Source organism: Brevibacterium sp. MGP-B1 (assembly GCF_057766545.1).
In genome coordinates this window covers 3,256,167-3,269,698 of sequence record NZ_CM173407.1, presented here as the reverse complement: position 1 = coordinate 3,269,698, position 13,532 = coordinate 3,256,167, and the positions used below count along the sequence as shown (strand labels likewise).

15 protein-coding genes are annotated in these 13,532 nt (G+C 65.2%); 6 read left to right on the top strand and 9 right to left on the bottom strand.

Translation table 11 applies throughout. From position 1 onward, the window contains the following. Positions 1-17: 17 nt before the first annotated feature. The 5 genes from AC3CD9_RS14880 to AC3CD9_RS14860 all read right to left on the bottom strand — a co-directional run bounded on the left by AC3CD9_RS14880 (position 18) and on the right by AC3CD9_RS14860 (position 4,739). A complete protein-coding gene (locus AC3CD9_RS14880) occupies positions 18-605 on the bottom strand; it encodes a class I SAM-dependent methyltransferase (RefSeq protein WP_488364686.1) in 588 nt (195 codons plus the stop codon). 47 nt (positions 606-652) lie between these two features. Then, on the bottom strand, positions 653-1,501 hold the full coding sequence (locus AC3CD9_RS14875; RefSeq protein WP_488364685.1) for an anti-sigma factor: 849 nt from the start codon (positions 1,499-1,501) through the stop codon (positions 653-655). Beyond that, the gene (locus tag AC3CD9_RS14870; RefSeq protein ID WP_139467496.1) at positions 1,498-2,073 is read right to left on the bottom strand and encodes a sigma-70 family RNA polymerase sigma factor; all 576 of its coding nucleotides are present in this window, start codon (positions 2,071-2,073) and stop codon (positions 1,498-1,500) included. The genes AC3CD9_RS14875 and AC3CD9_RS14870 overlap by 4 nt, the downstream gene beginning before the upstream one ends. Before the next feature lie 228 nt (positions 2,074-2,301). Next, positions 2,302-2,994, bottom strand: a complete 693-nt coding sequence (locus AC3CD9_RS14865) for a fasciclin domain-containing protein (RefSeq protein WP_488364684.1) — start codon at positions 2,992-2,994, stop codon at positions 2,302-2,304. 155 nt (positions 2,995-3,149) lie between these two features. After that, complete coding sequence (locus AC3CD9_RS14860) at positions 3,150-4,739, bottom strand: molybdopterin-dependent oxidoreductase (protein ID WP_488364683.1); 1,590 nt, start codon at positions 4,737-4,739, stop codon at positions 3,150-3,152. Between the two features lie 108 nt (positions 4,740-4,847). Between AC3CD9_RS14860 and AC3CD9_RS14855 the strand changes: the two genes are divergently transcribed. Further along, positions 4,848-5,351: an OsmC family protein gene (locus tag AC3CD9_RS14855; RefSeq protein WP_052240173.1), complete on the top strand. Its 504-nt coding sequence runs from the start codon at positions 4,848-4,850 to the stop codon at positions 5,349-5,351. Between the two features lie 69 nt (positions 5,352-5,420). Here AC3CD9_RS14855 and AC3CD9_RS14850 read toward each other — a convergent pair whose 3' ends face one another. Then, the gene (locus AC3CD9_RS14850; protein ID WP_488364682.1) at positions 5,421-6,293 is read right to left on the bottom strand and encodes an alpha/beta fold hydrolase; all 873 of its coding nucleotides are present in this window, start codon (positions 6,291-6,293) and stop codon (positions 5,421-5,423) included. A gap of 141 nt (positions 6,294-6,434) precedes the next feature. Here AC3CD9_RS14850 and AC3CD9_RS14845 point away from each other — a divergent pair, with 141 nt between their 5' ends. The 3 genes from AC3CD9_RS14845 (at position 6,435) to AC3CD9_RS14835 (ending at position 8,959) form a co-directional block, all read left to right on the top strand. Continuing rightward, the gene (locus AC3CD9_RS14845; RefSeq protein ID WP_264801869.1) at positions 6,435-7,121 is read left to right on the top strand and encodes a trimeric intracellular cation channel family protein; all 687 of its coding nucleotides are present in this window, start codon (positions 6,435-6,437) and stop codon (positions 7,119-7,121) included. A gap of 104 nt (positions 7,122-7,225) precedes the next feature. Then, a complete protein-coding gene (locus AC3CD9_RS14840; RefSeq protein ID WP_488364681.1) occupies positions 7,226-8,053 on the top strand; it encodes a hypothetical protein in 828 nt (275 codons plus the stop codon). Between the two features lie 45 nt (positions 8,054-8,098). Then, positions 8,099-8,959 carry a PPK2 family polyphosphate kinase gene (locus AC3CD9_RS14835; RefSeq protein ID WP_488364680.1) on the top strand — a complete coding sequence of 287 codons (861 nt, stop codon included), beginning with the start codon at positions 8,099-8,101 and terminating at the stop codon, positions 8,957-8,959. Between the two features lie 64 nt (positions 8,960-9,023). Here AC3CD9_RS14835 and AC3CD9_RS14830 read toward each other — a convergent pair whose 3' ends face one another. Continuing rightward, complete coding sequence (locus AC3CD9_RS14830) at positions 9,024-9,446, bottom strand: OsmC family protein (protein ID WP_039211873.1); 423 nt, start codon at positions 9,444-9,446, stop codon at positions 9,024-9,026. A gap of 43 nt (positions 9,447-9,489) precedes the next feature. Beyond that, the gene (locus AC3CD9_RS14825; protein WP_488364679.1) at positions 9,490-10,059 is read right to left on the bottom strand and encodes a cysteine hydrolase family protein; all 570 of its coding nucleotides are present in this window, start codon (positions 10,057-10,059) and stop codon (positions 9,490-9,492) included. Positions 10,060-10,153: 94 nt separating this feature from the next. On the opposite strand from AC3CD9_RS14825, the gene AC3CD9_RS14820 reads away from it, so the two are divergent. Continuing rightward, entirely contained in the window at positions 10,154-11,485 is a 1,332-nt protein-coding gene (locus tag AC3CD9_RS14820) for an MFS transporter (RefSeq protein WP_488364678.1), read from the top strand. Beyond that, the gene (locus tag AC3CD9_RS14815; protein ID WP_488364677.1) at positions 11,466-12,305 is read left to right on the top strand and encodes an MOSC domain-containing protein; all 840 of its coding nucleotides are present in this window, start codon (positions 11,466-11,468) and stop codon (positions 12,303-12,305) included. Before AC3CD9_RS14820 ends, AC3CD9_RS14815 begins: the two co-directional genes overlap by 20 nt. A gap of 84 nt (positions 12,306-12,389) precedes the next feature. On the opposite strand, the gene AC3CD9_RS14810 is transcribed toward AC3CD9_RS14815, so the two are convergent. Beyond that, positions 12,390-13,457, bottom strand: a complete 1,068-nt coding sequence (locus AC3CD9_RS14810; protein ID WP_488364469.1) for an IS110 family RNA-guided transposase — start codon at positions 13,455-13,457, stop codon at positions 12,390-12,392. Between the last annotated feature and the right edge of the window lie 75 nt (positions 13,458-13,532).

Sequence of the window (13,532 nt, the reverse complement as noted above, 5' to 3'; positions counted from 1 at the left end):
GCCCCGGCGAAGCCTAATCAGTCCTTCTGAGCGACGACGACGGCCAGATCCCGGTGCTGCCAGTGCACGTGGGTGGTCAGTCCTGCCTCGGCGAGCCAGGTCAGCTGCTCATCGAGTGAACTGGGGGTATCGTCGATCCAGTCGATCGGCGTGACGACGTTCGCCGGGTCGGCGGGTACGACGAGATCACCGAGGACGAACCGCCCGCCGGGCTCGAGCAACGACGCGATGCGGACGAAGAGGTCGGCCTTGCCGGAGCCGGCGAGGTGATGGACGGCGAGCATGGACATGACCAGATCGAACGGCCCGTCAGGCAGAGGTTCTTCCAGGCGACCCGACTGCAACTGGGCGCGATCCGGGTCAAGGGTCGCCTCGGCGGCCGCGAGCATCTCGGAACTCGCGTCGACGCCCAGCAGTTTCGCCTCCGGCAGGGCTTCGAGAACGCGCTGTGCGGTCAGCCCGCTGCCGATGCCCAGGTCGAGGATCGACGTCGGTGCTCCTGTTGCTGCCGCAGCCGCCACTTCCGTCTGCAGACGCGGGTAGTCGGGGATCTCTTCGGCCATGAGCGCCAGGTAGGTCTCCGGATCCCACTCGAAATCGGACATCACAGCTCCTTCGCCGCCGATGCCTGGAAGCCTACTCCCTACAGCTCTCAGAGGTCGATGGCGACAATCGGATCCGTGGTCGGCTGCTTCGAGCCTCCCTCGGGCTCGACGGTGATGCCGAAGACGCTGCCCGAGGCGAACGTCTCGCCCGCAATGGTCACCGGATCGTCCGACATCAGACCGGCGCTTTCCGGACCGTCGGCACCGATGACCCACATCTGCATCGACGTGGCCGACGTCGTCGACACCACATCACGGGGAGCGACGCGGATGAGCTGCTCGCTCTCGGAGGAGAGCACGGTGACGGACCCGCCCTCCGGCATGTCTGCGGTGCTCGTCTTCAGGTCACTGGCCTCCATGAGACGAGCGGAGTCATCGAGCTGCTGCTGAGTCGCGGCCAAGTCCTCTTCCAAGGAATTCTGTCGCTGATTCTGCTGCCAGACGGTGGCGCCGAGTCCTGCGGCGACGACGATCGCCGCCGCAGCTGCCGCCCAGGGCAGCCAGGAACTGCGGCCGGATTGCGGCTCACCTCGGCCCCCATCGCGGTTAACGGATCGGCGTGTCTCCCGATGTTCGGTGAGCGATGTCGGTGCAGGCGGTGCATCGGTGGCGGCAGGCGCGACCGATGAGCCTTCCGCCTCGGCGGCCGATGACGTTGCCGGAGCCGGTTCCTGTGCATGGCTCTCGGGGATCGACAGAATCGCCTCTTGAGTCGCCGAGCTGACCTCGACCGGTTCATCGGATTCGGCCGCGTCGGCCATCACGTCGGCATAGGCGGCGACTTCGGCGCGGAAGTCGGCGTCGGCATCGGCCAGCGCCTGAGCCTCGGTGAGTTCTGAGTCGCTGAGCCCGCCGAGGGCCAGCCCGGCAGCCAGATAGTCACGATCTGCGCTCATCGGCTTGCCTCCAACTCTTCTCGCAGCTTCTTCATTCCGTCCCTGATCCGTGACTTGATGGTACCCAGGGGCACCTGGAGATTCTCAGAGATCTGGGTGTGGGTCATGCCTTGGTAGAAGGCCATGACGATCGGTTCGGCCTGCTCATCCGGGAGGATCCGCAGAGCCGAGACGGTCCGGTCCGACTCTGCACGGGCGATGACGGTCTGCTCCACCTGGTCGCCTGCTTCGGCGGTGGTGCGGAGCCCGTCCGCATAGTCTCTGTCCTGTTGAGCCTGGACGCTGCGCACACAGTCGATGGCTCGCCTGCGGCACAGGGTGATCAGCCATGCCCGTCCGCTGCCGCGCCCCGGGTCGAAGCCCGAACACCGGGTCCACACCTCGGTAAAGCAGTCCTGGAGGACTTCCTCGGCCAGTGTTCGGCTCTTGACGATTCGCAGGATGACGGCCATGAGGATGCGGGAGTGAGTGGTGAACAGTTCTTCGAATGCGGACCGGTCACCCTCGGCGATGCGGATCAGCAGGGCACCGCCGGGATCGGCGGAATCCGCCGGCTGGTGATCAGAACTCATTGCCCAATCATGCCATGCATGCAGAAACCGATCACACCTTTCCCAGGTGAGCGAGTCGAGCGGGGTGGGCGCAGTGGTCGGAGCGTGTGCTGCAGAGGCGGTCAGTCGACGTTCGCCTGAAGCCGCACGAACCGGCGAGGAACCGAAGGCGGCCGGGAGCCGATCCTGTTGCTGCTGATCGGTTCCCGGCCACTGCATCGTGGTGTTCTCTCGCTGTGGACTTTCCGGTCACTTCTCCGGCATCATCACGGCGTCGACCATGTAGACCGTGGCGTTGGCGGTCTTGACTCCGCCGCAGACCAGTCCGGCGTCGTCGAACTTCATGTCCTCGCCCTCACCGGAGATCTTCACCTTCGAACCTTCGACGGTCTCGTGTTCACCGGCGATCTCATCGGGGGAGAGCTGTCCGGGGATGACGTGGTAGGTCAGCACCTTCGTCAGCTGGTCCGAGTCCTTGGCCAGGGCGTCGAGGTCGTCCTTCGGCACATCGGCGAAGGCGTCGTCGACCGGGGCGATGACCGTGAACTCGTCGCCGTTGAGGGTGTCGACGAGGTCGACATCGGGGTTGAGCTTGCCCGAGACAGCCTTGGTCAGGGTCGTGAGCATCGGGTTGTTCGAGGCGGCAGTGGCCACCGGGTCCTGGCCCATGCCCTCGACGGATCCGGCCCCGTCCGGGTTCGCCTCGGCGTAGGCCGAGCAGCCCTTGCCGACGAGGTCGGAATCGGCCATGGAGGAGTCGCCGGACTCGTCGGGCATCTCGGACTCGCCCGAGTCAGCGGGCTGAGATTCGGAGCTGCCCGATTCCGAACCGGACTCCTCCCCGCCGGAACCGGAATCCATTCCGCAGCCGCTCAGTGCCAGGAGGCCGATAGCGCCGGCCGAGAGGATGGTGGCGGTGCGTGTGCGAAGCAGTGTCTTCATTGTTCTTCTCCTAATCAACAGTGATGCGTATTCGCGCACAGCTGTGAAGTGATCTCCATTGCTCGCTGTGTACTGGGTATTCGGTGCGGTGCCCGGTTCGGATGGGTGGATGGGGAAGAAATCTTGAGAATCTCTTCGCCGAGGCGGCTACGGGCTCATTCGACGCGGAATTGGATGTGGTGGTGCCCGGTGGCCGAGTTCGGGATCGAATCCCGACGTTTCGACGTCTGCACGGTCCCGTCCTTGTCCGTGGCACGCACGGTGAGGGTATGTGAGCCCGCGGCCACCTCGGCGAATTCGGCCCGCCACTGTCGCCAGGTGTCGATCGTGACCTCCTCGGCCAGATCCGTCTTCGTCCATTCGCCGTCGTCGAGCTTGACCTCGACGCGGTCGATCCCTGAACGCTGCGCCCAGGCGGTGCCGCCGACCTGGATGTCCCCGGCAGGGACCTTGGCCAAGGGCCTCGGCACCTCGATGCGGGAAGCGACGAGGATGGGGGCCTTGGCATCCCACCCGCGGTCGGTCCAGTAGGCGGTCTTCTCATCGAAGCGGGTGACTTCGAGTTCGGTCACCCATTTCGTCGCGGAGACGAAACCGTAGAGTCCGGGCACGACGAGACGGGCGGGGGAGCCGTGGATCGGGGTGAGCGGTTCCCCGTTCATTCCCACCGCCAGTAGGGCAGCGCGGTCATCGGTCAGTGCACCGATCGGGGTCGAGGCGGTGAATCCGTCGAACGAGTGGGAGAGAACCATATCGGCTTGCGAACTCGGGCGGGCTCGGGCGAGCAGGTCGCGCACGGGATAGCCGAGCCAGGTCGCATTGCCGACGAGGTCCCCGCCGACGGGATTGGACACGCAGGTGAGAGTGATGTGGTGTTCTTCCAGCGGCAGGCCGAGGACGTCGTCCATCGTCAGGGTCACCTCCTCTTCGACCATGCCGTGGATGCGCAGGGACCACTGTTCCGGATCGATGACCGGTGGTGAGAGCACCGTGTCGATGCGGTAGAAGTCCTTCGCCTCGGTGACGAAGGGGACAGTCCCCTTGACGTCGGTGCTCGCGACGTCGGGGATCGCGGCCGCCTTCTTCGCAGGGGTGGGCAGAACCAGTTTGGCGATCGCAGCTCCGGCGTCCTGTGTCAGCGAGACAACGGTCTGACCAGCGGCGATGGTGACAGCCCCGATGGCACCGACGGCACCGGCGAGGCCGAAGAAACGGCGGCGGCTGAGCGGGTCTGAGGTTCGCGAACTGCGCGCGGTACTGCGCGCGACATCGGAACTGTCGGTCGCCTCGGCGGGGGAAGTCGGTACCCCGAAGCGCAGCAGAAGCAGGAAGACCGTGATGCCCACGGCGATGCCGATGAGCGTGGGAATGACGTCGATGGCACCCGCCTCGGGGCGGATGATGATGACAATGACTGGGACGAGCCCGGCGACGACCAGCAGCGTCGTGGCCAGACGCCGGCGGGAGACGGCCAGGGCTCCGATGAGACCGGCGAGGACGATCGCACCGAGGCCGGTGGAGAGGACGAGGACGAGTTTGTCGTTGTCGCCGAACAGGGCGATGACGGGTTTGATCGTAGCCGGGGGAGCCAGTGGGATGATCGCCTGACCGAGGGTGAGCAGGGGTGCGGCGCTCGGGGTGAAGGCACGCGCGATGAGGTCTGCGAGACCGAACATCATGACTGTGGCGACGATGCCTGCCACGACGCCGCGGAAACGGTGGGTTGCACGGGTTTTCCGATTCATAGTGATCATTCGGAGCCGCCTGGACGGCAGATGGGTCTGCGGGTTTTGTTACTGACCATTCACTGAAACGCCAGTGACCTTGTTGCGTGCCTGTCGTAGCATGGTGCAATGACTGAGAAACCCGGATACGCCCAGCCGCAGGCTCCGACCGGAGACGCGGATGAGCCGAAGAGCCCGAGTGCGCCGATCTACACCGCGAAGGTCGAGAACCTCGGCGGCACCTCTGGCGAGGTGCGCGTCGAAGACGGCCAGACCCTGTCCACCGCCCCGACCTCACGGGTCGAAGAGGGCAACAACCCGGAACAGTTCCTCGCCATGGCCTGGTCGACCTGCCTCGGCGAAACGCTCAAGGTCGTCCTCGCGGTCAATGAGATCGAGGCGCTCTCACGCGTGCGCGTCGAGGTCGAGCTGCACAATGAACCCTCCGGCAATGGCTTCTACTTCGCCCCGAAGGCGTTCATCTCCATCGAAGGGGTCTCGGACACCGACGCCGAGAAGTACGCTGCCCGCGCCCACGCTCGCTGCCCCATCTCCAAACTGCTCATGGGCAAGGGCACCCCGGTCGTCGAGATCGAACCGTACAAGAACCCGGACAACTTCCAGCTCAGCTGAACTCGGCTGAGCGGAAAAGGGGAGGCCCCGACTGTCAGGGTCGGGGCCTCTTCCGTCGGCACCTGCGCTTTACCTGTCGGACTCCGCGGCAACGTCGGCGGCGATCTGCGCCAACTGCACGGCCGCCTCGGCGGGGCGGATCAGCCATCCCACGTGGGACGACGCCAGCGTGCGCACCCGGTAGGGATTGTCCGGGGTGAGCGCATCACCTTCGCGGATGAGGCGATCCTGCATCGCGGTCGGCACGCTCCGATCCTCGCCGAGGCGGACGAACGTGCGCGGGATCGTCCCCCACGTGCCCGCCTGCGCCCGGTGTTCGGGGCCTCCCGCGTCGAGGTTCTCATCCGGCTGCAGTGAGTTCAGGAAGATGCGGAATTCGTCATCGCTGACGTCGGCGCAGAAGAGTGCTTTCAGGCCGTCGAGGACCTCCAGGTCGGCCTGGCGGAAATTGCAGCGCAGCAGCCCCAACTGCCCGGGATCACCGGCCAGGGCCCGAGCGAGAGCCGCATTGTCGACGGTCTTCATTTCGGGTTCGGCATTGTATTCGGCGGCCGGGAGGTCTACCGGTGCCCATGCGGAGACATAGACCATGTGGTCGATGAGCTCCGGATGCGCATTCGCCAAGGCGGTCAATGTGGCCCCACCGCGGCTGTGGGCGACGATGACCACCGGTCCGTGCTCCTTGGCACGGGCGGCCGCCTCGGCGAGAGCCCGGACATTGTCGTCGACGGTCACACCCCTGATCGATCCCGGTTCCGAGGTGAACCGGGCGAGATCCTGAGGTGCCTGATATCCGAGCGGGAAGGTGGCGGCGAAACCGTGACCCGGCAGGTCGACCGCAGCCGAGCGCACTCCGTGGAAGGCGAGTTCGGCCTGCAGCGGGGCGAAAGAGAAGGAAGTGGCGAAAGCGCCGTGGACGAGGATGAGCGTCGGCTGCGTCATCTCCTCAGCCTAGCGGCCGCCTCGGCGATGGGGAACGGAACACCAGACAATGGCTCACTGGATGCCGAAGCGGATTACAGTGGCTGGTAGGACGCTCGGCACCGGGCCGGGCACGGAGCGACGAGAGGGGCCGAGGTGGAGATGAACCTGCAGGAGATCCTGTTCCTCGCCCTCGACCTCACCGGCACCTTCGTCTTCGCAGTCTCCGGAGTGCTGCTGGCCGCGCGACGCAATTTCGACATCACCGGCGGGTTGGTGCTGGGCACGATGACGGGCATCGGCGGCGGCATGATCCGCGATGTGCTCCTCGACCGGGTGCCCAACGCCATCGGCCAACCGATCTACCTCGCCCCGCCGGTGATCGCGACCCTGCTCATCTACATCATCGGCTCCCACATCTCCCGGGCACGGATCTGGATCGTCGCCTTTGACGCGATGGGCCTCGGCCTGTTCAGCGTCACCGGCACGACGATCGCGCTCGCCGCCGGGACGAACTATCCGGCGGCGCTGCTCATGGGTGCGCTGACCGCGTGCGGCGGTGGGCTCATGCGCGATGCCGTGGCCAGTGAGGATCCGGCGATCTTCCGCGGCACCGACCTCTACCTCATCCCCGCCCTGTTCGGTTCGGGGCTGACGATCATCGCCGAGGTGACCGGACTGTTGGGTGCCATCGCCTCACTCATCATCGCGGCTGCCGCCTTCGGCTTCCGCATGCTCGCCTGGAAGCTGCAGTGGCGTGTGCCGCAGCCGATGCGGCAATGGTCGTACCGGGACACCGGGCAGCGGGTGAAGAAGAAGCTGCCGTCGGTGTTCCGGAAACCGGACTGAAGGCGTGGCCTGTGGGACGGCGACTGACCGGTTGAGGTCCGCGGTGGCGGATCTGAAACATCGCTGCCGGCATCAGTCGCCCGTGCTTGTGCGAGGATGAAATCATGAGTGAGACACCGCCCGGACCACCGCCACCGGGTCCGCTTCCGTTGCACGAGGAGGAACCGGTCCCGACGTGGACACGCGACTTTCTGCGCGTCCTCGGGATCTCGTTGTTCGGGGCACTGTTCTTCACTTTCTTCATCTGGCTCGCCTCGACGGGGCTGATGGTCGGCAACGACTTCGAAATCATCGAAGCGGATGCAATGTGGATGGGAATCTGCGCCGCAGGCCTGGCCTTCTTGTTCCCATTCCTGTTCATGGAGCACAAACGACCGGATGACGGGTTCCGGCGTGAGGGTCTCATCCCGCTGATTCTCCTCGGCGTGGTCGCCTCCGCAGTGCTCGTCTCGCTGGTGGCGCTGGTCTGGCCGTTCTTCCTCGGCGTGCGGGCCGTACCCGGAACGGCGGCGGCGGAACTCAACGCCGATCCGGCGAGCTTCTTCCTCGTTCTGCTCTTCTTCATCGGCGGCATGGCGTGGAGTACGTGCATGATGTTGCCGATGATGATCGGCGGCTACAAGGTCGCGCTGTGGCTGCTGCTGCCGTATCTCGGATTTGCCTTCCTTATCTTCTTCGCCGGTGTGCAGGTCTTCGAGAACCCGCCGAGCCTGCTCACCACGATGATCTGGGTGGCCGTGGCGCTGATCGGTCTGGCGGTGCTGACCGTGCTGGCAGCACTGCGGAATGTCATCGACAAGCCGAAGGCCCAGATGACCGCGGCGGAACGCGATGCGGCCTACCAGAGGTACTTGGATGACAGGCGTCGGCGTGGACTGACGAACGAGAACCCGCTGCCGGGCATCGACGGACCTCAGCCGCCTCGGCGGTGAGTTGTCGGTATAGACGCGGCCATCCTCACCTGGAAAGATGAATGCATGAGTGAGCCGACGAGCAACTGGACGACCGACCCCGCACCACTTCTGCGCGCCGGGGAGGGATTCCGCCTCGGCGAGGTCGATCCCGAATCCACCCCCGGCTACGACGGGGACAAGAAGAGCGGGAAGAAGGACCTCGAGGCGCTGTCCGCTGAACTCAACGACCTGCAGGAGCGCCTCTTCGCTGCTCACCATGACGAGGACTCCGGCCCCGCTGTCCTCCTCGTCCTGCAAGCCATGGACACCGCCGGCAAAGGCGGAATCGTTCGCCATGTCGTCGGCGCCGTCGATCCGCAGGGTGTCGAGCTCGCAGCCTTCAAGAAACCGACCGACGACGACCTCGCCCACGACTTCCTCTGGCGCATTCGCCCGCGCGTACCCGGGCCCGGCATGATCGGAGTCTTCGACCGCTCACACTACGAGGATGTGCTCATCGGGCGCGTTCGCAAACTCGCCGACGAGACCGAGATCGAGCGCCGCTATACCGCCATCAACGACTTCGAAGCTGAACTGGTCGCGGCGGGAGTGCGGATCGTCAAGGTCATGCTCCACATTTCCCGGGACGAGCAGAAGGAGCGCCTGGCCGAACGCCTCGACCGGCCGGACAAGTACTGGAAATACAACCCGGGTGACGTCGACGAACGACTCCTGTGGCCGGATTACATGGACGCCTATCAGGTCGTCTTCGATCGCACCTCCACCGAGGCGGCCCCGTGGTCCGTCGTGCCCGCGAACCGGAAATGGTACGCCCGGCTGGCCGTGCAGCGGCTGCTGCTCGATGCCTTGGTCGACATCGACCAGCAGTGGCCCGCCGCCGATTTCGACGTCGAGGTCGAGAAGAAGCGGTTGGCCGAGAGCTGAAGCTCACCTCCGTAACGAACGTCGGGCCGCCTCGGCGAAGGATCGGCCGTGACGAGTCGGAAGGTCAGTCTCGACGAATGCTGAAGTCGACCTTCGTGGGGTGTTCGACGGTGCGGGAGACCGTGCAGTACTTGTCGTGGGAGAGCCCGACGAGGCGTTCGACGCGGGCATCGGCCTTCCGGCCCTCCTCGTCGTCGGGGAACGCGAGGTCGAAATCGAGGTGGACGTTGTCCACACGGGAGGCCCCGTCCTCGTCGATCTTGTCTGCGGTCGCGGAGACGTCGAACTTCGTGGGTTCGGTGTGACGGCTGGTCACGGTGTCGACGTCGATCGACGAGCAGCCGGCAACAGCGGCCAGGAGCAGTTCGACTGGGGTCATGAGGCCCTCGCCGCGGCCGAATTCGATGCTTGCTCCGCTGGGGGCGGTGGCGCGGTAGTGGTTCTCGGCGATGCGGGTCAGTTCGATGCTGCGGATGTCTTCACTCATGGACTAATGATGGCAGACTCCGGGGTTGCAGGAGCAGGGGAGATCAGGGTTTGGTGAAGTCGACCTCGCTCGATTCCTGCACGCGAGCCTGCCGACCGGGACCGGATTCGAACTGCCAGTACAGGTTCGTGTGGGAGACGACCTGCTCCGGTGGGGGAGCACCCCACCCGGTGAGATCCTCGGTGGTGTGGGCGTCGGTGACGAGGGTGACGTCGTAGCCGCGAGCGAATCCGCCGTGGATGGTCGACCGTACGCAGGCGTCCGATTGGGCACCGGTGACGACGAGGTGGCCGACGTCCTTTCCGGCGAGCACCTCCTCGAAGTCCGTGTCCTCGAATGTATTGCCGTGGGTCTTCTCGATGATGGATTCGCCCTCAGCGGGGGAGAGCGTGTCGACGATCTGCCATTGCGGGGAATCGATCGGCAGCTCACCGGAGCTGTGCCGGACCCAGACCACCTCGGTGCCGGTGTTCCGGGCACGGTCGACGAGATCGGAGATCCTGGAGATGACCGATTCGGAGTTCCAACTAGCTTGCATGACGCCGTTTTGGACGTCGATGACGACAAGGGCGGAGTTCGGGCGGGTGGACGTCGGCGGTTGAGCTGTGGACATAGGATCCTCCTTGATCAAGGATCATTGTCCTCGCCTCGATCCCAGCAGACAAGAGGTCGGTGCCGGTCCGTTCCACGGGTGTGAGAATGGGGGAGTGAGCGATTTCTCCCAGAACCCCGGCGACGAGGCAGCCGCGGGCAGTGCGGCCGCCGGCGAGGCGGGTGGCGGCCAAGCGTCCGGTCCGCGCCGATTCAGCGTGCTGCGCAGCTGGAAGACCGCGCCCTATCTGATCGGATCGGGCACGGCGATGATGGGCGACAATATCGAGCACGTCATCACCTATTGGGTGCTGTGGCAGAAGTTCGAATCCCCGGCGCTCGTCGGATTCCAGCTCATCAGCCACTGGCTGCCCTTCCTTCTGCTGTCCGTCTATGCCGGGTCTCTGGCCGAACGCTTCGACTGCCGCCGCCTCATCCAGATCGGACAGATCATGTTCATGGTCGTGTCCCTGTGTTGGGGGATCCTCTTCCTCACGGACTCTCTGCAGCTGTGGCAGGCCTGCGTGCTGCTCGTCATCCATGGCCTGGCCGGATGTCTGTGGGGCCCGGCCGAGCAGATGATGCTGCATGACTTCGTCGATCGGAAAGAGCTGCCGAGCGCTGTCCGGCTCAATGCGACGTTCCGCAGCCTCGGCATCCTCTTCGGCCCCGTCGTCGGTTCCGCTCTGCTGCTCGGGGTCGGTGCCACGTGGGGCATCTTCATCAACATCGTCTTCTATCTGCCGCTGACGATCTTCCTCATCCGCACCCCCTTCACCGGACATCTGCGCAGCGGAGGAGTGCGCACCGCGCGGACGACCCTCATGCAGTCCCTGCGGGTGCTCATCGACGTCCGCCACAATCGCGCGATCGTCGGCATGCTGCTGCTGGCCGCGCTCGCCTCGACGACGATCGGGGCGGTGCTGCAGACGGCGATGCCGGTGTTCGGCGACATCCTCAACCCGGTCGGCGGGGACAGCGACTTCACCTATGGCGTGCTGCTCTTCGCCATGGGTGCCGGCGGGGTGCTCGGGGGCTTCGGGCTCGAGGCGACCGGGTGGATCAAGGCCGTCCCAGCGGCCGCGGCACTGGCCGCCGCAGCGATGGGCATCAGCTCTCTGTTCTTCGCCCTGACCTCGCACCTGTGGCTGGCTGTCATCATGCTCGTCATCGCCGGAGTCTCGAAGATCACCGCCGAATCGACCGAGATGGCGATCATCCAACTCGAAGCGCCGCCGGAGATCCGCGGCCGCGTCATCGGCTCCTATGCGACATTCGGGCCCGGGATGCAGACCTTCTCCGGAGTCACCGTGGGAGTGCTCGGCACGATCGCCACGATCCCCGGAGCCGTTATCATCGGCGGCACGGTCCTGGCCATCGGAGCTGTGGCCATCGGCACCTACGCCATCACAGGAAGGCGCAACCCCCATGCCCCAATTGCTACCTGACGGGGGCGCAGCAACCTGGCGCCAGGTTGCTGGGCCGCCGTCACCTGCTTCTGCGCGGGAATTCGGTGTCCCATCGCTCGGGTTCGCCCACGTCAAAGGCACACGACATGAGGCCCGACCGGGAGCAGCCGTCGACGCTCACGGTCCGGTCGGCGATCGTGTGTTCTGCTTCATCGATGTCGAGCGACGGCAGGTGCTCAAGACCGTGCAGAATCCTCGGCTCATCCGCATGACCACCTCACTCGACGACGGCACACTGACGATCACCCTGCCCGACGGGCGCTCTGCATCTGGGGTGCCAGTCGGCTCGGGTGAGCGCCTGATCTGCTCCTACTGGAAGCGACCGGTCGATCTCGAGCTCACTGACGGTCCGCATTCGGCGCTCGCCTCCGAGTGGCTGGGAAAGCCGGTTCGGCTGGCCCGCGCACATCGTGGAGACGTGGTCTACGGAGCTGGCCTGTCGATCGTCACGACTGCTTCGATGAGGGAACTCGCCGATCGGTCGGGTCACCACGAACTGCTTGATGAGGCTGCCCGCTTTCGTCCCACCCTCGTCCTCGACACGGACGAACCATTCATCGAAGAGACTTGGCGAGGCCGGGATGTGACGGTGAACGTGCCTTACGTCGGCGCCCTGCGAGTGCGGATCGGGGATCCGATTGCGCGGTGTGCCATCCTCGATCTCGACCCGATCACTGGGGAGCGGGGCAGCAATCTGCTCAAGACGCTTGTCGCCAGCCGCCCGCGAAATGAGGCGGGTGAACCGTACTTCGGAGTCAATGCCGAGGTCATCGAAACTTCTGCGGCTCCGGACACCTGAGCGGTCACGTCCCAACGCAGGTGACGGCGGCCCAGATACCTGGCGCCAGGTTGCTGCGCCGCCGTCGGGATCCTTCTATGTCTGTCAAGCGGCCTGGCCGATCGGTTTCGTGGCCTCGAGAATCCGATAAACAGAACGAGCCACGTGACGCTTCATGCACCGGATCGTCTCCTTCTTCGTCTTCCCCTCACCAAGCCGTTTAGCCATGTATGCCTGGGACTTCTCCTGGTGAGAAAGCCGCGTGATGGCCACCATGTACAACGCAGAATTCAACCGCCGATCGCCACTGCGGTTAAGCCTAAACCTCACCACGTTCCCCGACGACGCCGGTATCGGGCAGACCCCCGCCAACTTCGCGAACGCTGCCTCGGAACGCACCCGCCCATGATGCGACCAGGCCAGGTAGAACACAGCCGCGGTGATCGGCCCGATCCCCGGCTCAGCCAGCAACACCGCAGCTGGACTGTCCTTGACCATCGCCCCGATCCGGGTGGCGTAGTCCTTGATGTCCGCCTCGAGTTCGATGACGCGTTTGGCTAACCGGATGGCTTCCCGACGAGCCTCGGTCAGTTCCACAGCCTCGTTCCTGAGCCGCCACTTCGCCACCGTCTGGATCTTCACGACCGACAGTTTCCGACGCGCATCCATACCGAGGTCATGAGTCCGCAACAGCGCGGTGAGTGCGTTGATGGTGCGTGTCTTCTCCTGGGTCATGGACTCCCGCGCTTTGACCAGGATCCGCAGTCCCTGGCGCGGCCCATCAGCCTGCCGGGGAAACCGCAGCCGTGACTCGTCCAAAGGCAGGACCGTGCCAGCGATCCGTCGGGCATCGATCTGGTCGTCTTTGCCCGTGGCGTGCCGGTCGCGAGCATTCATGCTGGCGGCCTCGGCGACCGTATAGCCTGCGTCGGCGACATGGTCGGCCAGGATCGCCCCGTAAGTGCCGATGCCCTCGATGACCCACAGGGTATCGAGGTCGCCGCGAGTACGGCGGCCAGCCCACGCCAGGGCCCGTTTCAGGCCAGCTTTCGTGGTCGGGAATGCGGCCGTGTCGACGTGCTCGCCAGTGTTGGTCAGCACGCTGTAGACGTGGTTCTTCGCGTGGGTGTCGACGCCAACGACAAACGCGTATAAATGCGAGATGATAGTCATGACGGTTCGTGACTCTCCTGTGTCAGAGCGGATGAGGTCCGACCGTCAAAGCGGTCGGCTCCGGTCCGGGAGATA

Coding starts and splice junctions, on each gene's coding strand:
- AC3CD9_RS14880 (WP_488364686.1), bottom strand. CDS start 605: ATGTCCGATTTCGAGTGGGATCCGGAGACCTACCTGGCGCTCATGGCC.
- AC3CD9_RS14875 (WP_488364685.1), bottom strand. CDS start 1,501: ATGAGCGCAGATCGTGACTATCTGGCTGCCGGGCTGGCCCTCGGCGGG.
- AC3CD9_RS14870 (WP_139467496.1), bottom strand. CDS start 2,073: ATGAGTTCTGATCACCAGCCGGCGGATTCCGCCGATCCCGGCGGTGCC.
- AC3CD9_RS14865 (WP_488364684.1), bottom strand. CDS start 2,994: ATGAAGACACTGCTTCGCACACGCACCGCCACCATCCTCTCGGCCGGC.
- AC3CD9_RS14860 (WP_488364683.1), bottom strand. CDS start 4,739: ATGAATCGGAAAACCCGTGCAACCCACCGTTTCCGCGGCGTCGTGGCA.
- AC3CD9_RS14855 (WP_052240173.1), top strand. CDS start 4,848: ATGACTGAGAAACCCGGATACGCCCAGCCGCAGGCTCCGACCGGAGAC.
- AC3CD9_RS14850 (WP_488364682.1), bottom strand. CDS start 6,293: ATGACGCAGCCGACGCTCATCCTCGTCCACGGCGCTTTCGCCACTTCC.
- AC3CD9_RS14845 (WP_264801869.1), top strand. CDS start 6,435: ATGAACCTGCAGGAGATCCTGTTCCTCGCCCTCGACCTCACCGGCACC.
- AC3CD9_RS14840 (WP_488364681.1), top strand. CDS start 7,226: ATGAGTGAGACACCGCCCGGACCACCGCCACCGGGTCCGCTTCCGTTG.
- AC3CD9_RS14835 (WP_488364680.1), top strand. CDS start 8,099: ATGAGTGAGCCGACGAGCAACTGGACGACCGACCCCGCACCACTTCTG.
- AC3CD9_RS14830 (WP_039211873.1), bottom strand. CDS start 9,446: ATGAGTGAAGACATCCGCAGCATCGAACTGACCCGCATCGCCGAGAAC.
- AC3CD9_RS14825 (WP_488364679.1), bottom strand. CDS start 10,059: ATGTCCACAGCTCAACCGCCGACGTCCACCCGCCCGAACTCCGCCCTT.
- AC3CD9_RS14815 (WP_488364677.1), top strand. CDS start 11,466: ATGCCCCAATTGCTACCTGACGGGGGCGCAGCAACCTGGCGCCAGGTT.
- AC3CD9_RS14810 (WP_488364469.1), bottom strand. CDS start 13,457: ATGACTATCATCTCGCATTTATACGCGTTTGTCGTTGGCGTCGACACC.